The organism is Streptomyces sp. Y1, from assembly GCF_041053115.1.
In the GTDB taxonomy this organism is placed as follows: domain Bacteria; phylum Actinomycetota; class Actinomycetes; order Streptomycetales; family Streptomycetaceae; genus Kitasatospora; species Kitasatospora rubellomurina.
This window is the reverse complement of the sequence record NZ_CP163445.1, coordinates 68,751-87,436: the sequence shown is the minus strand read 5'-3', so window position 1 is coordinate 87,436 and position 18,686 is coordinate 68,751. Positions and strand designations below refer to the sequence as shown.

Here is an 18,686-nt window from a genome sequence, read left to right as displayed (position 1 = left end):
CGGCGTGCGAAACGGAGCCCAGAGATGACGACTGCACCCAACGAACGGATCGTCGAGGCGCTGCGCAGCTCGCTCACCGAGAACGAGCGGCTGCGCCGGCAGAACCAGCAGCTCGCCGAGGCCGCCGCCGAGCCCGTGGCGATCGTCGCCGCGGCCTGCCGGTTCCCCGGCGGCGCGGACTCGCCGGAGGCGCTGTGGCACCTGGTCGCCGAGGGCGGCGACGCGCTGTCCGGGCTGCCCGCCGACCGCGGCTGGGACCTGGACGCACTCACCCCGCCCGGCGCCGGGCCCGCCCCGCAGGGCGGGTTCGTGTCCGGCGCCGCCGAGTTCGACCCCGCCTTCTTCGGGATCTCACCGCGCGAGGCGCTGGCGATGGACCCGCAGCAGCGGTTGCTGCTGGAGACCTCCTGGGAGGTGTTCGAGCGGGCCGGGCTCGACCCGGCCGCGCTCAGGGGCAGCCGCACCGGCGTCTACGTCGGCGCCTCGCACACCGGCTACGGCGACGGTGTCGGCGAACTGCCGGAGGGCGTGGCCACCTACGCCGTCACCGGGATCTCCGCCAGCGTGCTCTCCGGCCGGCTCGCCTACACCTTCGGCCTGGAGGGCCCGGCCGTCACCGTCGACACGGCCTGCTCCTCCTCCCTGGTCGCCCTGCACCTGGCCGTGCGGGCGCTGCGCGCGGGGGAGTGCTCGCTGGCGCTGGTCGGCGGCGCGGCCGTGATGGCGATCCCCGGCGCCTTCCTGGGCTTCAGCGGGGTCGGCGTGATGGCGGGCGACAGCCGCTGCAAGGCCTTCGCGGCCGCCGCCGACGGCACCGGCTTCGCCGAGGGCGTCGGCACCGTGCTGGTCGAACGGCTCTCCGACGCCCGCCGGCACGGGCACCGGGTGCTCGCCGTGGTCCGCGGCACCGCCGTCAACCAGGACGGTGCCAGCAGCGGCCTGACCGCCCCCAACGGCCCCGCCCAGCAGCGGGTGATCCGCGCCGCGCTGGCCGACGCCCGGCTCGCGCCGCAGGACGTCGACGCCGTCGAGGCGCACGGCACCGGCACGGCGCTCGGCGACCCGATCGAGGCCGGCGCCCTGCTCGCCACCTACGGGCGCGGCCGGCCCGCCGACCGGCCGCTGCGGCTCGGCTCGGTCAAGTCCAACCTCGGCCACACCCAGGCGGCGGCCGGCCTGGCCGGGCTGATCAAGACGGTGATGGCGCTGCGGCACGAACTGCTGCCCCGCACCCTGCACGTCGACCGGCCGACCCCGCACGTGGACTGGTCGGCGGGCACGGTCACGCTGCTCACCGAGCCGCTCGCCTGGCCGCGCGGCGAGCGGCCGCGCCGGGCCGGAGTGTCGGCGTTCGGGATCAGCGGCACCAACGCCCATGTGATCGTCGAGGAGGCGCCCGTCGAGGAGGCGCCCGCCGAGGAGGCGCCCGGTGATGGGGCCGGGCAACTCCCGCTGCCCGAACCGGTGTTCAGGGCCGCCGCGGTCCCGGTACCGCTGTCCGGGCGCGGCGCGGCCGGCCTGCGCGCTCAGGCCGCCCGGCTCGCCGCCCACCTGCGGGCCCACCCCGCCCTGGCGCCGGCCGACCTCGGGCTCTCGCTGGCCACCACCCGGGCCGCGCTGGAGCGGCGGGCCGTGCCGGTCGCCGCCGACCGGGCGGGGCTGCTCGCCCGACTGGACGCGCTGGCCGCCGACGCCGCCGACACCCCCGACGCCGCCGCCGGCCGGGTCGCCTTCGTGTTCCCCGGCCAGGGCTCGCAGTGGGTCGGCATGGGCGCCGAACTGCTCGACACCGCACCGGCGTTCGCGGCGCGGATCGCCGACTGCGAGGCGGCGCTGGCGCCGTACGTGGACTGGTCGCTGACCGCGGTCCTGCGCGGCGGGCCGGGCCTGGAGCAGGTCGACACCGTGCAGGCCGTGAACTGGGCGATGGCGGTGTCGCTGGCCGAGCTGTGGCGGTCCTTCGGCGTCGAGCCGGCCGCCGTCGTCGGCCACTCGCAGGGCGAGATCGCGGCGGCCTGCGTCGCCGGGGCGCTCACCCTGGAGGAGGGCGCCCGGGTGGTCGCGCTGCGCAGCCGCACCGTGCTCGCCCTGGCCGGCACCGGTGCCATGGCCTCCGTCCAACTGCCTGCCGCCGAGGTGGCCGAGCGGATCGCCGGCTTCGGCGACCGGCTCTCGGTCGCCGTGGTCAACGGCCCCGCCGCCACCGTGGTCTCCGGCGAGGTCGAGGCCGTCGAGCAGTTCCTGGCGCAGTGCCAGGACGTCCCGGCCCGCCGCACCGACGCCGGTTACGCCTCGCACTCCGCGCACGTCGCCCCGATCCGGGAGGCGCTGCTCGCCGCGCTCGACGGCCTCGCCCCGCACCCGTCCGCGGTGCCGTTCTACTCGACGGTGACCGGCGGACCTCTCGACACCACCGCCCTGGGCGCCGACTACTGGTACGCCAACCTGTCCAGCCCGGTGCGCTTCGCCGACGCGGTGGAGCGGCTGCTGGCGGACGGCTTCGGCGCCTTCGTGGAGGTCAGCGCGCACCCGGTGGTCGCGCCCGCGATCGGCGAGACCATCGAGCGGGCCGGGGTCCGCGCCGCCGCGGTCGGCACGCTGCGCCGCGAGGAGGGCGGCCCGGAGCGCTTCCTGCGGTCCCTCGGCGAGGCCTGGGCGCAGGGCGTCGCGGTCGACTGGCGCCCCGCCTTCCCGGCCGGCGCCCGCACCGTCGACCTGCCCACCTACGCCTTCCAGCGCCGGCGCTACTGGCTCGAAGCGGCCCGGCCCGCGCCCGCCGTCGCGGCGGCGGACCCGGCCGGGAGCGCGTTCTGGGACGCCGTGGACCGGGAGGACGTGACGGCGCTGGCCGCCGCCCTCGGCGGCGACGGCGCCCGCCTGGGCGACCAGCTCGCCCCGGCCCTGCCCGCCCTGGCCGCCTGGCGGCGCGGGCAGCAGCGGCAGGCCCGGATCGACTCCTGGCGCTACCGGATCACCTGGAAGCCGCTCGGCACCGGGCGCCGGCCGGCCCTGCACGGCACCTGGCTGCTGGTCGCCCCCGACTGCGACCACCGGGCGGACGACCGGGCGGGCGACCACCGGGCGGGCGGGACCCGGCCGAACGGCGCCGCCGAACCGGTCGACGCCGTCCGGCAGATGCTCGCCGACCACGGCGCCGAGGTGCTGACCGTCACCGTCCCCCCGGGCCGCACCGCCCTCGCCGACCTGCTGCCCGCCGACACGCCCCTCGCCGGCGTGCTCTCCCTGCTCGCCGCGGACGAGCGCCCGCACCCCGAGCACCCGCTGCTCACCGCCGGCCTGGCCGGCACCGTCGCCCTCGTCCAGGCCCTGCTCGCCGCCGGCACCCCCGCGCCGCTGTGGTGCCTGACCAGCGGCGCCGTCTCGGTGGCCCGCGCCGAGCACGCGAGCAGCCCCGCCCAGGCCCAGGTCTGGGGCCTGGGCCGGGTGGTGGCGCTGGAACAGCCCCAGCTGTGGGGCGGCCTGGTCGACCTGCCCGCCGCCCCCGACCGGCGCGCCCTGGACCGGCTGGCCGCCGTCCTCGCCGACCCGGACGGCGAGGACCAGCTCGCCGTCCGCCCCTCCGGGGTGTTCGCCCGCCGGCTCGTCCCCGCCCCGCTGGACGGCGCGCCCGCCGTGCGGCCGTGGCGCCCGCGCGGCACCGTCCTGGTCACCGGCGGCACCGGCGCGCTCGGCGCGCACGCCGCCCGCTGGCTCGCCGCCAACGGCGCCGAGCACCTGGTGCTGACCAGCCGCCAGGGCGAACGGGCGCCCGGCGCCGCCGAGTTGGCGGCCGAACTCGGCGCGCTCGGCGCCCGGGTCACCCTCGCCGCCTGCGACCTCGCCGACCGGGACGCGCTGGCCGCGCTGCTCTCCGCGCATCCGCCCACCGCCGTGCTGCACGCCGCCGGCGTCGGACAGGCGAGCACCGTGGACCAGCTGGACCTCGCGGACACGGCCCGGCTGTTCGCGGGCAAGGTCGCCGGGGCCGTCCACCTCGACGAGCTGCTGGGCGACCGGGAGCTGGACGCCTTCGTGCTCTACTCCTCGAACGCCGGCGTCTGGGGCAGCGGCGGCCAGGCCGGCTACGCGGCCGCCAACGCGCACCTGGACGCCCTCGCCGAGCACCGCCGGGCCCGCGGCCTGACCGCCACCGCCATCGCCTGGGGCGGCTGGGGCGGCGGCGCGGGCATGATGGCGGACGGCACCGTCCGGGAGCTGCTCCAGCGGCGCGGCATCCTCGAGATGGAGCCGGACCTCGCCGTCGCCGCCCTCGTCCAGGCCGTCGAACAGGACGAGGCCTGCGTCTCCGTCACCGCCATGGACTGGCCGCGCTTCGCCCCCGGCTTCACCGCCCGCCGGCCCGCGCCGCTGCTCGCCGACCTGCCCGCGCTGCGGCGGAGCGCGGCCGCCGCCGAGGAGCGGGCCCCGCAGGTGGACGGCGGCTTCGCCGAACGGGTGGCCGCCCTCGGCCCGCGCGAGCAGGAGCGGGCCGTCCTCGACCTGGTCCGCGCCCAGGTGGCCGCCGTGCTCGGCCACGCCTCCGGCGAGGCGGTCGAGCCCGGCCGGGTCTTCCGCGAGCTCGGCTTCGACTCCCTCGTCGCCGTCGAGCTGCGCAACCGGCTGAACGCCGCCACCGGGCTGCGGCTGCCCGCCTCACTCGCCTTCGACCACCCCACCCCGGCCGCCCTGGCCCGCCACGTCCACGGCGAACTGACCGGCCGCCAGGACACCGCCGACCCCGAGCTGCCCGCGCGCACGGACGACGACCCGGTGGCGATCGTCGGCATGGCCTGCCGGCTGCCCGGCGGGATCAGCACCCCCGAGGAGCTGTGGCAGGCGCTCGCCGACGGCGTGGACATGGTCGGCGAGGCCCCGAAGGACCGCGGCTGGGAAGGCCTCGACCTGGCCCGCGTGCTCACCGCGCCCGAGCAGCTGACCTTCCTCCAGGAGGGCGGATTCCTCACCGGGGTCGGCGACTTCGACGCGGACTTCTTCGGCATCGGCGCCGCCGAGGCCACCGCCATGGACCCGCAGCAGCGTTTGCTGCTGGAGCTGTCCTGGGAGTCCTTCGAACGCGGCGGCCTGGACGCCGGCGCGCTGCGCGGCAGCCGGACCGGCGTCTTCCTCGGCACCTTCTTCCAGGGCTACGGCTTCACCAACCGGCAGGCCCCGAAGGACACCCGCCCCTACCTGGCCGGCGGCAGCTCGCCCGCGATCGCGGCCGGCCGGATCGCCTTCACCCTCGGCCTGGAGGGCCCCGCCTTCACCGTCGACACCGGCTGCTCCTCCTCCGCCGTCGCCATCCACCTGGCCACCAGGGCGCTGCGCGCCGGCGACTGCGCACTGGCCCTGGCCGGCGGCGTCACCGTGCTCTCCCACCCGGTCTCCTTCCCCTCGCTCGGCGGCGGCGCGGCGCCGGACGGCCGCAGCAAGCCCTTCGCGGCCGCCGCGGACGGAACCGGCTGGGGCGAGGGCGCGGGCATGCTGCTGCTCGAACGCCTCTCCGACGCCCGCCGCCACGGCCACCCCGTGCTCGCCGTGCTGCGCGGCACCGCCGTCAACCACGACGGCGCGACCAACGGCCTGACCGCCCCGAGCGGCCCCTCCCAGGAACGGGTGATCCGGGCCGCCCTCGCCGACGCGGGCCTGGGCGCCGCCGACATCGACGTCGTCGAGGCGCACGGCACCGGCTCCCCGCTGGGCGACTCGGTGGAGGCCGAGGCGCTGCTCGCCACCTACGGGCGGCAGCGGCCCGCCGAGCGGCCGCTGCTGGTCGGCACCGTCAAGTCGCACATCGGCCACCCGCAGGCCGCCTCGGGCGCGGTCGGCGTGATCAAGACCGTGCTGGCGCTGCGCCACCGGCTCCAGCCCGCCATGCTGCACCTCGACCGGCCGTCCGACCTGGTCGACTGGTCGGCGGGCACGGTGCGGCTGCTCGACACCGACGTGCCGTGGCCGGTGGGGGAGCGGCCGCGCCGGGCGGGCGTCTCCTCCTTCGGCGGCAGCGGCACCAAGGTGCACCTGATCGTGGAGGAGGCGCCGACCCCGCCCGAGCCGGCGGGGGCGGCGGCGCCGGACGGGCCGCTGCCGTTCGTGCTCTCCGCCCGGACCCCGGACGCGCTGCGCGCCCAGGCCCGGCGCCTCGCCGCCCACCTGCGGGCCGGCGAACTGCCCCCCGGGGACGTCGCCCGCACGCTCGCGGCCGGCCGGGCCGTCCTCGACCACCGGGCCGTGCTGCTGGCCGACGGGCCACCGGAACTGCTCGCCGGCCTGGACGCGCTGGTCGTCGGCGAGCGGCCGGCCGGCGAGGCCCGGCTGACCCTGCACTTCCCCGACGCCGGCCCGCCCACCGACGTGCGGGAGCTGTACGAGGCGTGGCCCGCCTACGCGGACGCCTGGGACGCGGCCTGCGCCCACCTCGACGGCCGGCTCGAACTGTCCCTGCGCGAGGCGGTGTTCGGCGCCGTTGCCCGCCCGCTCGCCGGGGACCCGGTCGACCCGGCGCTCGCCGGGGCCGCCGCCTTCGCCGCCCAACTGGCCCTGCACGGCCTGCTGGCCTCCTGGGGCGTGCGGCCGGACGCGGTGTCCGGCAGCGGCACCGGCCTGGTCGCGGCCGCCTGCGCCGCCGGAGTGCTCGAACTCGCCGACGCCGTCACGCTGTTGACGGACGGCCCGGCCGCGCTCGGGCGGCTGCGGCCGCGGCCCGGCACCGTTCCGGTGCTGCTCGGCGGCGCGGCGGTCGGCGCCGAGCGGTTCGCCGACCCGGCCTTCTGGAGCACCGACCTCCCCGCCGCGGGGAGCCCGCTGCTCACCGTGGACCCCGCCCGGCTCGCCACCCGCCGCGCCCTGCTGGCGGCGCTCGCCGCCGTCTTCACCGAAGGCGCCGCGGTGGACTGGCCCGCCCTGTTCGCCGGCTCCGGCGCCGCCCTGGTGGACCTGCCCACCTACGCCTTCCAGCGCGAGCGCCACTGGCTGGCGGACGGCGCCACCCCCGCGCGGCGCGAGCGCACCGGCGCCGCCGTGGACGACCGCACCCGCAAGGAGACCGTGCTGGAGTACTTCCGCCGCGTCAACGCGGGCGACGTCGACCAGGTCCTGGAGCTCTTCGCCGCGGACGCCGTCATCGAGGACCCGGTCGGCCAGGAGCCGCGCCAGGGCGCCGAGGCGCTGCGCGAGTACTACGAGATCACCCTCCACCGCTCGCGGGTCGAGGTCGCCGTCGGCCACCCGGTCGGCGCCCAGGACGGCTCCTCGGTCGCCGTCCCGGTCACCGGCCGCCTGACCACCGGCGAGGACGGCGAGCGGCGCCGGGTCAGCATCGACTGCGTGGACGTCTTCGAACTCGACGAGGAAGGGAGGATCGCCGGGCTCCGGGTCTACTGGGGCCTGACCGACTACGCGTTCGGCGAGGAGTAGCGGAACGCCCGGGGCCCGCCGCCGGCTTCGGCGGCGGGCCCCGGGCGTTCGACCCGGCTCAGCGGCTCAGCGGCTCAGAGCCGGGCGGCGCGGCTCTCGCGGACACCCAGCCACGCCACCGCCGCGAGGATGACCACCGCGAGGACCAGGCTCACCGGCCCGGTGCCCAGGTCCAGGCCGCCGCGCTCGCGGCTCACCCCGGCCCAGTCGGCGAAGCAGGCGCCGAGCGGCCGGGTCAGCACGTACGCCCACCAGAACGCCGGGACCGGCGGGAGCGCCGAGAACCGGTGCGCGAGCGCGGGCAGCGCGATCAGGGCGGCGAACAGCAGCCCGGACGGCAGGTAGCCCCAGCCCAGGGTGGCCGCGGTCAGGTCGCCCACGGCCGTGCCGAGGGCGAAGGTCGCCATCACCGCGCACCAGTAGAAGACCTCGCGGCGCCCGCCCGCGACGGTCTCCACCGCGAGCGTCCCCTCCGTGCTGCGCCACAGCACGAACACCAGGGCGAGCGCCACGGCGAAGGCCCCCGCCGAGAGGGCGTACGGCACCCCGAGGGCGACGTGCGCGACATCGGCGGCCATGGTGCCGAACACGCTCACCATGATCACCGCCGCCCAGTACACCGCCGGGACGTAGCGCCGGGCACGGGCCTGCGCGAACAGCGCGACGGCCAGCAGCAGCCCGGCCGAGCCGACCGCCGGGATCGGCCCGAGCACCCGGGCGAGGAAGTCGGAGGTGGTCTCACCCATGCCGGTGGTGAGGATCTTGACGGCCCAGAACGCCGCCGTCACCCGGGGGACCTTGCTCAGCACGGGTCCCCCGGGGACGGACCGGCGCGGTCCGGCCGTTCGCGGGGTGGTCATGGCGCCCAACAGGACAGCACTCCTTGCCTGATGAAGACGGGCCCGACGGTCAGTGGTCGAGGACGGTGTTGCCGGTCACCGAGGTGCCCGCCCCGTCCACGGTGACCAGGTGCCGCACGCCGTCCGGCCCGAGCACCACGGCCTGCCAGGCGCTGCCGCCGCCCTGCTGGGCGACCGCGGTCAGCGACTCCACCTTGCCGCCGGAGACGGCCGCCGCCGCCTTGCTCACGGCCGTGCCCGCGTCGGCGGACGGCAGCGGCGCCGGAGCGCCCTGCCGGGCCGCGCCGCCCCGCTGAGCGTCGCCCTGCTGAGCGTCGCCCTGCTGGGCGCCGCCGCCGTGGCGGGCACCGTTGCCACCGTGCCCGTGCCCGTGCCCGGCGCCGTGGCGGCTGCCCTCGCCGTCGCCCTCGCCCTGCTGGCGGTCGCCCGCCGCCCACGCCCGGCCGTCGCCGTGGCCCTCGTGCTCGTGGTGGTGCGCCACCGCGGCCGCGCCGGCGCCGACCACGACCACCGCCGCCCCGACCACGACCCAGCGCGCCGACCGGCGGCGCACCCAGCGCCCGGCCCGGCCCAGGCCCGTACGCGTCCGACCCGGGGCCTTGGCCCCCGGCTGCTCCTGCGGTTCCCCGGCTGCTACGGGCTCGCTCATCGCGCCCACCCCATCCTCGGCAAGGCCCGGGCCGACCCCGGGCGGTGCGGACAATATGACCGGGCATTGCTGAAGATCGGCTGAAGACCCGAAGACCCCTTCAGCTGCCCGCTCCGGGGACCTGCGACCCTGGTGGGCATGCGTGTACTGGTGGTGGAGGACGAGCGGCGACTGGCCCTGGCGCTGCAGCACGGGCTGAGCGCGGAGGGCTTCACCGTCGACGTCGCCCACGACGGCCTCGCCGGCCTCGCCAAAGCCATGGAGCACGCCTACGACGTGGTGCTGCTCGACATCATGCTGCCCGGCCTCAACGGCTACCGGGTGTGCGCGCGGCTGCGCGCCTCCGGCAGCGACGTCGGCATCCTGATGCTCACCGCCAAGGACGGCGAATGGGACGAGGCCGAGGCGCTGGACACCGGCGCCGACGACTACCTGTCCAAGCCGTTCTCCTTCGTCGTCCTCGTCGCCCGGCTGCGCGCCCTCGCCCGCCGGATCGGCAGCCGTGCGCCCCGGCGCACCGTCCTCGGCGACCTCGTGGTCGACTCGGCCGCCCGCACCTGCACCCGCGCCGGCACGGCCGTCGCCCTCACCCCGCGCGAGTTCGCCATCCTCGACCACCTCGCCCGGCGGGCCGGTGAGGCCGTCTCCAAGCGGGAGATCCTCGAAGCCGTCTGGGACAGCGGCCCGGACAGCGACCCGAACACCGTCGAGGTCCACGTCAGCGCCCTGCGGCGCAAGATCGACACCCCGTACGGGCGGTCCGCGGTGCAGACCGTGCGCGGCGCCGGCTACCGGCTGGCGGCCGACGGTGGCTGACCCGACCCCCGGCGGCCGGACTCTGCGCGCGATGCTGCGCCGCCGCCTCGCCCTGCGCCCCCGCCTCGCCCTGCGCCGCCGCCTCGCCCGCCACCCGCGCCTGGCGGCCCTGGCCGAGCGGCTGACCCCGCGCTCGGTGCGGGCCCGGACCACCCTGGCCGCCTGCCTCAGCGTCGCCGTCGTCCTCGCCGCCTCCGCCGCCGCCGTCGTCCTCCTGCTGCGCGCCAACCTGGAACGCACCGTGGAGACCGGCGCCCGCGAACAGGCACAGGCCGTCGCCCGGCTGGCCGCGGACGGGCGGCTCAGCAGCCCGCTGCCGCTCGACCACGGCACCGACTTCATCCAGGTCGTCGACGCGAACGGCCGGGTGCTCGCCGCCAGCCAGAACCTGGCCGGGCGCCCCGCCGTCGCCCCCACCGGCCACCGGGACGGCCACCGCACGTACAACGTCCGCGTGCTCGGCGACGAGCACCACCAGCGCGTCGCCACCATGACCGCCGCCACCCCGAACGGCCCGGTCACCGTCCACGTCGGCGCCTCGCTGCGCACCGCCGACGCCGCCGAGGACGTCACCACCGCGGCCCTGGCCGTCCTGAGCACCGTCCTGCTGCTCACCGTCGGCCTGCTCACCTGGCGGGCGACCGGCCGGGCCCTGCGGCCGGTCGAGGCGATCCGCGCCGAGGTGGCGGCGATCGGCGACCGCGAGCTGAACCGCCGCGTCCCCGAGCCCCGCAGCGACGACGAGATCGCCCGGCTGGCCGGCACCATGAACGCCATGCTGGAGCGGCTGGAAGCCGCCGGGGCCCGGCAGCGCCGGTTCATCGCCGATGCCTCGCACGAGCTGCGCAGCCCGCTCACCGTGCTGCGCACCCAGCTCGAAGTGGCCCTCGGCCTGCCCGATCCCGAGGTCCGGGCCGAGATGGTGGCGGGCGCCCTGGAGGACACCGAGCGGCTGCAGCGCCTCGCCGCCGACCTGCTGCTGCTGGCCCGGCTGGACGTCGCCGGGCAGGACCGGCCGCAGGAGGCCGTCGACCTGGCCGAGCTGGTCCGCACGACCGTCGAGGCCCGGGGCGCCCTGCCGTGCCCGGTCACCGTCCACGCGCCCGCCGGCCTCACCGTGCCCGGGAATCCGCTGTGGCTGGGCCGGCTGCTGACCAACCTGCTCGACAACGCCCAGCGCCACGCCCGCCGGGGCGTCACCGTCCGGCTGGGCACCGACCGCGCCTCGGGGCAGGCCGTGCTGGACGTCGCCAACGACGGGCCGCCGATCGGGCCGGACGACCGGGAGAAGATCTTCGAGCGCTTCGCCCGCCTGGACGACGCCCGCAGCCGCGACGACGGCGGCGCCGGCCTCGGCCTCCCGATCGCCCGCGACATCGCCGCCGTCCACGGGGGCACCCTCACCGTCCTGGACACCCCGGGAGCCACCACCTTCCGCACCCGGCTGCCGGTGGCGCGGCCCAACTGACCGGCGGGGCGCACCCGGTGGCCCCGACCGGGCCGCTCGCCCCGCAATTGGTCCAGACCTATTGACGGGGCCGGCCGGCCCTCCTACGATCCGGTCCGGCACAGCCCCACATGTCCCCACCTCACCCAGAGCCGGGCGTCACGCCCCCCACGCACTGGCATGCCCATGGCGCCCCGGCGGGAAGGGAGCACAGCATGTTCCGTCGGAGGTCGCGCACCCCACGCCCGCAGCGGGCGGCCCTGGTGCGCGCGGCGCAGCCGCCCCGCGCCGAGCGCGCCGCACCCGCACCGACCGTTCTGCGGCGCTGCCTCGCCGGGGTGAGCGCCGCCGCCGTCGTCGCGGCCGGCCTCGCGGTGGCCGGCACCGTCACGGCCGGGGCCGCCACCCCCAACCTGCTGGCCAACCCCGGATTCGAGAGCGGGCTCACCGGCTGGACCTGCACCGGCGGCTCCGGCGAGGTCGTCGGCAGCCCGGTCCACTCCGGCGCCGCCGCGCTCAAGGCCACGCCGAACGGCCAGGACGACGCCCAGTGCACTCAGGCCGTCAGCGTGCGGCCCAACTCCTCGTACACGCTGAGCGCCTACGTCCAGGGCAGCTACGTCTACCTGGGCGCCACCGGGACCGGCGCCGGCAGCGACCCGTCCACCTGGGCGCCGGGCAACGCCTCCTACGGCCAGCTCAGCGTCGGCTTCACCACGGGGCCGTCCACCACCTCGGTGACCGTCTACTTGCACGGCTGGTACGGCCAGCCCGCCTACCTCGCGGACGACGTGTCGCTCACCGGGCCGGGCGGCAGCAGCCCCTCGCCGACCAGCACCCCGCCCACCTCCGCCCCGCCGACCACGACCCCGCCCACCACCCCGCCGCCCACCAGCACCCCGCCGACCACGCCGCCCCCCACCTCCACCCCGCCGACCACCCCGCCCCCCACCTCCACCCCGCCGACCGGTGACACCTGCCCCACGAAGCCCAAGCCCTCGGGCAAGGTGCTGCAGGGCTACTGGGAGAACTGGGACGGCGCCGCGAACGGCGTCCACCCCGGTATGGGCTGGGTCCCCATCACGGACAGCCGGATCGCCGCCCACGGCTACAACGTCATCAACGCCGCCTTCCCGGTGATCCTCTCGGACGGCACCGTCCTGTGGCAGGACGGCATGGACACCAACGTCAAGGTCGCGACCCCCGCCGAGATGTGCCGGGCCAAGGCGAGCGGCGCGACGATCCTGATGTCGATCGGCGGCGCCGCCGCGGGCATCGACCTGAGCTCCAGCGCCGTCGCGGACAAGTTCGTGGCGACCGTCGTCCCGATCCTCAAGACGTACAACTTCGACGGGATCGACATCGACATCGAGACCGGCCTGTCCGGCAGCGGCGACATCAGGACGCCGTCCGCCTCCCAGGCCAACCTGATGCGCATCATCGACGGCGTGCTGGCCCAGATGCCCCCGGGCTTCGGCCTGACGATGGCGCCCGAGACCGCGTACGTCACCGGCGGCAGCGTCACCTACGGGTCGATCTGGGGCGCCTACCTGCCGATCGTCAAGAAGTACGCCGACAACGGGCAGCTGTGGTGGCTCAACATGCAGTACTACAACGGCAGCATGTACGGCTGCTCCGGCGACTCCTACCAGGCCGGCACCGTCCAGGGCTTCACCGCCCAGACCACCTGCCTGAACAACGGCCTGACCGTCCAGGGCACCACCGTCCGGGTGCCCTACGACAAGCAGGTGCCCGGCCTGCCGGCCCAGCCCGGCGCCGGCGGCGGGTACCTGGACCCGGGTCTGGTCGGCCAGTCGTGGAACGCCTTCGGCGGCGCGCTGAAGGGGCTCATGACCTGGTCGCTCAACTGGGACGGCTCCAAGGGCTGGACCTTCGGCGACAACGTCCGCTCCCTCCAGGGCCGTTGAGCCGGCCCCGGGTCCCCGGTCGGCGCGCCGCCGCCGACCGGGGACCCGGGGGGACGGTCAGGACACCGCGACCAGGTCGAGGTAGGCGTCGTGCCACAGGTCCTCGTCGCCCTGGGGGAGGAGCAGCACCCGGTCGGGCCGCAGGGCCTCGATCGCGCCCGGGTCGTGGGTGACCATCACGATGGCGCCCGGGTAGGTGCCGACCGCGGCCAGCACCTCGGTGCGGGAGGCCGGGTCGAGGTTGTTGGTCGGCTCGTCCAGGAGCAGCACGTTGGCGCCGGAGTGGACCAGCCCGGCCAGGGCGAGCCTGGTCTTCTCCCCGCCGGAGAGCACCCCGGCCGGCTTGTCGGCGTCGTCGCCGCGGAACAGGAACGCGCCCAGCACCTGCCGGAGTTCACCGTCCGCGAGGTGGGGCGCGGCCTGGGCGAGGTTGTCGCGCACGGAGAGCTCCGGGGCCAGGGTGTCGTGCTCCTGGGCGAAGTAGCCGAGCCGCAGACCCGGGCCGGGGACGACCCGGCCGGAGTCGGGGGCCTCCCGGCCGGCCAGCAGGCGCAGCAGGGTGGTCTTGCCGGCGCCGTTGTGGCCGAGGACGACCAGCCGGCTGCCGCGGTCGACGGCGAGGTCCAGCCCGGCCAGGACCGGGCAGCCGGCGTAGGCCTTGGCGAGGCTGACCGCGCCCAGCGGCATCCGCCCGCAGGGGGCGGGTTCGGGCAGCCGGATGCGGGCGGTGCGCTCGGCCGCGCGGGCGGGTCCGAGCTCGGCGAGCATCCGGTCGGCGCGGCGGGCCATGCTGCGGGCGGTGGTCGCGGTGGCGACGTTGGCGCGCATCCGGTCGGCCTGGGCGTGCAGCGCGGCGGCCTTGCGCTCGGCGTTGGCGCGTTCGCGGGTGCGGCGGCGCTCGTCGGCGGCGCGCTGGGCGAGGTAGGCCCGCCAGCCGGTGTTGTGGACGTCGACGGCGGCGCGCTGCGGGTCGAGGTGGAACACCCGGTTGACGGTGTGCTCCAGCAGGTCGAGGTCGTGGCTGATCAGGACCAGGCCGCCCTGGTGGGAGGTCAGGAAGCCGCGCAGCCAGCCGATCGAGTCGGCGTCCAGGTGGTTGGTGGGCTCGTCGAGCAGCAGGGTGCCGTGGTCGGCGAAGAGGATGCGGGCGAGTTCGACCCGCCGGCGCTGGCCGCCGGACAGCGTGCCGACCGGCTGGTCCACGACCCGGGCGGGCAGGCCGAGCCCGGCCGCCACCCGGGCGGCCTCGGCCTCGGCTGCGTACCCGCCCCGGGACTGGAAGCGGGCCTCGGCGCGGGCGTAGTCGTCCATCGCCCGGCGCTCGCGGGCGGCCGAGTCGGCCCGGGCCATCGCCTCCTCGGCGGCGCGCAGGGCGCGGACGGCGCCGTCCAGGCCGCGGGCGGACAGGATGCGGTCGGTGACGGTCGCGGCCGGGTCGGCGGCCCGGGAGTCCTGCGGGAGGTAGCCGACGGCGCCGGTGCGGGTGATGGTGCCGGCGGCGGGCGGCAGTTGCCCGGCGAGGGCGGCGAGCAGGGTGGTCTTGCCGGCGCCGTTGCGGCCGACCAGGCCGATCCGGTCGCCGGGGGCGATGTGCAGGTTGACGTCGGACAGCAGCAGGCGGGCACCGACGCGCACGTCGACACCACGGGTGGTGATCACGGGATGACGCTCCGAAACAGCTGAGGGACACACGGGTGGCGTGGAAGCGGGTCCGTCAGCTAGGAGATGCGGGGCGTCGACATGCGGGTCAGGCTAGCGGGCGCCCGGAAGGGGCGCACCCGATTTACCGGGCCGGCTCGCGGCCGCGCGCCTCGACGGGCGGCGGCCACGGCCCGGCACCTGCTCAGCCGCGCAGGACCGAGGCGAGCACGGTCGGCCGGAACAGCAGGCTCGGCGGCGCCACCAGGGACATCACCTCGTGGAAGGCCGCGGTGACCTCGGCGTCGTGGGTGGCGGCGGCCAGCACCCGGTCCAGGAACCGGTGCTGCAGCTTGACCAGCGCGCCGGAGGGGCCGCCGGTGGTGGCCGGGAAGCGGGCGTCCTCGGCACCGGCCATGATCCACGGGTTCTTGGACGCCGCCGTGATCTCCCGCCGGGCCTGCCGGGCCGTGGCCGGGCCGATGCCGCCGTGCCGCAGCGAGCTGCGGCGCAGGGCCAGCGCGCCGAGCAGCGCGACGGTGATCCCCTGGCCGTACACCGGGTTGAAGGTGCTGGCGGCGTCGCCGATGGCGAGCAGCCCGGCCGGCGCGTTGTGCTCGTAGTGCCGCCGCACGCTCGGGCCGGGCCGGAAGCCGCGCACCTCGCTCGCCGGCTCGGCGGACCGCAGGGCCTCGCGCAGGCTCGGGTCGCGCAGGCCGTCGAGGTGCTCGGCGAAACCGGCCTCGCCGGGCGCGGGTTCGGCGCCGCGCATGCCCGCCAGGCTGACGATCCAGCGGCCGCCCTCGACGGGCAGCAGCACGCCCATCCGCCCGGCGTGCGGCGCCTTGGTCTGGAGGTAGACGGCCTTGCAGCCGAGGTCCGCCCCGGCGGGGCGGTGGAACAGCCGGGAGCTGTAGGCGACGCCCGCGTCCACCCGCTCCTCCGGTACGGGCGGGCAGCCGAGCTCGGCCAGCCAGGCCGCGGTGGCGGTGGTGCGGCCGGCCGCGTCGACCACCAAGTCCGCCGGGATCTCCCGGACTTCGCCGCGTTCGGCGCCGCCCGCGCCCTCGGCCGCCCGGCCCTCGGCGCGCTCGCCGTCGGCCGGATCGGCGGCGGTCCCGCCAGCGCCGCCGCGCGCCCGGACCCGTACCCCGGTCACCGCGCCCGCCGAGCCGAGCAGCCCGACCACCTCGGTGCCCTCCAGGAACTCGATGGACCGCTCGGTGCGGACCCGTTCGAGCACCGCGTGGTCCAGCACCGGCCGGGTGCAGGAGAGGAAGGCCATCCGCGCCGGGTAGTCGGCCATCCACCCGGCCGCGCTGAGCCAGCGCAGGTCGCCCGAGACCGCCACCGGTTCGGCGCCCGCCTGCGTCAACCGGTGCTTGATGCCCGGCATCAGCTCCTCCAGCGCGCGGTGCCCGGCCTCCAGCACCAGGTGCCCGTGCCGCGCCTGCGGCACCCCGGCCCGGAACCGCGGCCGGTCCGGGTAGCGGTCCCGCTCCACCACGACGATCCGCTCCGCCGCGCCGCGCAGCGCCCAGGCCGCCGCCAGCCCGGCCAGCCCGCCGCCGATCACCACCGCCGTGCCCCGCCCGGGGGTCCCCTCCGTAGAAGTCATGCGACGTAGCGTAGTGGCGGAACTGTCCTGTGTGACCGTGTGCTTGATCACCGACGCCCGGGCGGGCGACTGGCGTCCGGCGGGAAAATCGGTGAGGCTCGGGCCCATGGTCTCAGTGGTGCAGAACGTGGCGGTCGACTGTGCGGACGCCTATGAACTGGCGCGGTTCTGGAGCCGGGTGACCGGCTGTCCGCTCGATCCGCAGGACAAGCCGGGCGATCCGGAGGTGCAGGTGCCGCTCGGGGAGGGCCCGGTGCTGTACTTCAGCCAGGTGCCCGAACCCAAGACGGTCAAGAACCGGATCCACCTCTGCCTGCGCCCGGAGACCACGCGCGAGCAGGAGGTGGAGCGCCTGCTGGCCCTCGGCGCCACCCTGGTCGCCGACCGCCGGAAGCCGGACGGCGCCGGCTGGGCCGTCCTCGCCGACCCCGAGGGCAACGAGTTCTGCGTCCTGCGCAGCGCCTCCGACCGGGCCGCCACGCAGTCCTGACCCCGCCGGCCGGCCGGGGCGCTCGCGCCCCGGCCGCCGTGCGGTGTGCCGGATTGACAAACACCCTTGCCGTCCCGGCGAATGGCAGGCATGGCCGACGAAGAGTTCGACAACGTCCTGACCACGGTGGGTCCCCGGCTGCGCGCCCTGCGCCGGGAGCGCGGCACCACGCTCGCCAAGCTGTCCGCCGCCACCGGCATCTCGCTCAGCACGCTGTCCCGGTTGGAGTCCGGCCAGCGCCGCCCGACCCTGGAGCTGCTGCTGCCGCTGGCCCGGGAGTACCGGGTGCCGCTGGACGAACTGGTCGGCGCCCCGGCCACCGGGGACCCGCGCATCCACCCGCGCCCGGTGACGCGCAACGGCCAGACCATCGTCCCGCTCACCCGCCACCTGGGCGGACTGCACGCCTACAAGCACGTCGTGCCGCCCGGCAAGGGCACCGGGCCGGACCTGGAGTTGAAGGTGCACGAGGGCTACGAGTGGCTCTACGTGCTGTCCGGCCGGCTCCGGCTGGTGCTCGGCCCGCACGACCTGGTGCTGGCGGCGGGCGAGGCCGCCGAGTTCGACACCCGCACCCCGCACGCCTTCGGCAACGCGGGGCCGCAGCCCGTCGAGTTCCTCAGCCTGTTCGGCCCGCAGGGCGAGCGCATCCACGTGCGGGCGCGCCCGGGAACCTCTGTTCGGTAGGTTCGTTGCCTGACAGGGGGGTGCCCGCTCCGGGCTCCCGTCAGGCCGTCGGGAGGGGCCGAAACATGAGTGTGCAGCAGGGCACGGAGTCCGGCGAGAGCGGTGGAACGGACGGGGAGGCGGCCGCGAAGGCCGGGGAGACCGGGGAGACCGTGCAAACCGAGGAGGCCGGGGCGAAGGAGGAGCCCGGCCGGGCCCGCCGGGGCCGGAAGCTGACCTTCTGGCAGGAGCTGCCGATCCTGCTGGTGATCGCCCTGCTGCTCTCGCTCGGCATCAAGACCTTCTTCGTGCAGGCCTTCTCCATCCCCTCCGGCTCGATGCAGCAGACCCTGGAGCTGGGCGACCGGGTGCTGGTCGACAAGCTCACGCCCTGGTTCGGCGCCGAGCCCGAGCGCGGCGAGGTGGTGGTCTTCCGCGACCCGGGCGGCTGGCTGGAGGGCCCGCCGAAGGAGAGCGGCGGCTTCATGGGGTCGGTGCAGAAGGTGCTGAGCACGGTCGGCCTGATGCCCTCGGCGGACGAGAAGGACCTGATCAAGCGCGTGATCGCGGTCGGCGGGGACACCGTGGAGTGCAACGCGGGCAGCCCGGTGAAGGTGAACGGCGTCGCGCTGGACGAGCCGTACATCTTCCCCGGCTCGAAGCCCTGCGACAACGACCCGGTGGGCACCGTGACGGTGCCCAAGGGCAAGCTCTGGGTGATGGGCGACCACCGCAACAACTCGCGCGACTCGCGCCCGCACCACAACGAGACCGGGGACGGCTTCGTCCCGGTGGACAACGTGATCGGGCGGGCCTTCGTCGTCGCGTGGCCGCTGTCGGACTGGTCCACCCTGCCCGTCCCGGGCACCTTCGACCACGTGCCGGACGCGCCGGGCGGCGGCTCGGCGTCCCCGGTGGACGGGCCGGCCGGGCCCGAGGCGGCCGCGGTGGCCGGGGTGGTGCCGCTCGCCCTGTGGCGCCGCCGCCGGGCCCGGCGCGGTGCGGCGCGGGCCCGCTGACGGCCCGTCCCCGCGGCCGCTCCGGTTCGGCGGAACCGCCCACGCCGTGCTCTACGCGCTTGTAGAGTTCGGGCCGTGAGCGGCAGGTCGTCCGGTCGCGCGGCCGCCCCGGGCGGGGGAGGCCGCGGCCCGGCCCGGG

At 76.9% G+C, this 18,686-nt stretch carries 10 protein-coding genes and 2 pseudogenes; 8 read left to right on the top strand and 4 right to left on the bottom strand.

The window, feature by feature from the left end; all coding sequences use genetic code 11:
• Nucleotides 1-24: 24 nt before the first annotated feature.
• A complete protein-coding gene (locus tag AB2U05_RS00410) occupies nucleotides 25-7,416 on the top strand; it encodes a type I polyketide synthase (RefSeq protein WP_369182048.1) in 7,392 nt (2,463 codons plus the stop codon).
• 74 nt (nucleotides 7,417-7,490) lie between these two features.
• Here AB2U05_RS00410 and AB2U05_RS00405 read toward each other — a convergent pair whose 3' ends face one another.
• A complete protein-coding gene (locus tag AB2U05_RS00405; RefSeq protein ID WP_369182047.1) occupies nucleotides 7,491-8,225 on the bottom strand; it encodes a hypothetical protein in 735 nt (244 codons plus the stop codon).
• A 100-nt stretch (nucleotides 8,226-8,325) separates the two neighbouring features.
• Nucleotides 8,326-8,925 carry a hypothetical protein gene (locus AB2U05_RS00400; protein ID WP_369182046.1) on the bottom strand — a complete coding sequence of 200 codons (600 nt, stop codon included), beginning with the start codon at nucleotides 8,923-8,925 and terminating at the stop codon, nucleotides 8,326-8,328.
• A gap of 138 nt (nucleotides 8,926-9,063) precedes the next feature.
• Between AB2U05_RS00400 and AB2U05_RS00395 the strand changes: the two genes are divergently transcribed.
• The 4 genes and pseudogenes from AB2U05_RS00395 to AB2U05_RS00380 all read left to right on the top strand — a co-directional run.
• Nucleotides 9,064-9,741 (top strand): response regulator transcription factor, encoded by a 678-nt coding sequence (locus tag AB2U05_RS00395; RefSeq protein ID WP_045697776.1) that lies wholly within the window; start codon nucleotides 9,064-9,066, stop codon nucleotides 9,739-9,741.
• The gene (locus tag AB2U05_RS00390; RefSeq protein ID WP_369182045.1) at nucleotides 9,734-11,209 is read left to right on the top strand and encodes an ATP-binding protein; all 1,476 of its coding nucleotides are present in this window, start codon (nucleotides 9,734-9,736) and stop codon (nucleotides 11,207-11,209) included. Before AB2U05_RS00395 ends, AB2U05_RS00390 begins: the two co-directional genes overlap by 8 nt.
• 110 nt (nucleotides 11,210-11,319) lie before the next feature.
• Nucleotides 11,320-11,937 (top strand): annotated as a pseudogene (locus tag AB2U05_RS00385) (carbohydrate binding domain-containing protein); the annotation flags it as partial.
• Nucleotides 11,938-12,159: 222 nt separating this feature from the next.
• Nucleotides 12,160-13,116 (top strand): annotated as a pseudogene (locus AB2U05_RS00380) (chitinase); the annotation flags it as partial.
• A gap of 57 nt (nucleotides 13,117-13,173) precedes the next feature.
• On the opposite strand, the gene AB2U05_RS00375 reads toward AB2U05_RS00380, so the two are convergent.
• Both AB2U05_RS00375 and AB2U05_RS00370 read right to left on the bottom strand, forming a co-directional pair.
• Complete coding sequence (locus AB2U05_RS00375) at nucleotides 13,174-14,775, bottom strand: ABC-F family ATP-binding cassette domain-containing protein (protein ID WP_369182044.1); 1,602 nt, start codon at nucleotides 14,773-14,775, stop codon at nucleotides 13,174-13,176.
• A 184-nt stretch (nucleotides 14,776-14,959) separates the two neighbouring features.
• Nucleotides 14,960-16,372, bottom strand: a complete 1,413-nt coding sequence (locus AB2U05_RS00370) for an NAD(P)-binding protein (protein WP_369182043.1) — start codon at nucleotides 16,370-16,372, stop codon at nucleotides 14,960-14,962.
• Between the two features lie 106 nt (nucleotides 16,373-16,478).
• Here AB2U05_RS00370 and AB2U05_RS00365 point away from each other — a divergent pair, with 106 nt between their 5' ends.
• From AB2U05_RS00365 to lepB, 3 genes are all read left to right on the top strand, one after another.
• Entirely contained in the window at nucleotides 16,479-16,862 is a 384-nt protein-coding gene (locus tag AB2U05_RS00365; RefSeq protein ID WP_369182042.1) for a VOC family protein, read from the top strand.
• 90 nt (nucleotides 16,863-16,952) lie between these two features.
• On the top strand, nucleotides 16,953-17,549 hold the full coding sequence (locus AB2U05_RS00360; protein WP_045697783.1) for a helix-turn-helix domain-containing protein: 597 nt from the start codon (nucleotides 16,953-16,955) through the stop codon (nucleotides 17,547-17,549).
• Nucleotides 17,550-17,614: 65 nt separating this feature from the next.
• Entirely contained in the window at nucleotides 17,615-18,547 is a 933-nt protein-coding gene (gene lepB, locus AB2U05_RS00355) for a signal peptidase I (RefSeq protein ID WP_369182041.1), read from the top strand.
• The last annotated feature ends 139 nt before the right edge of the window (nucleotides 18,548-18,686 follow it).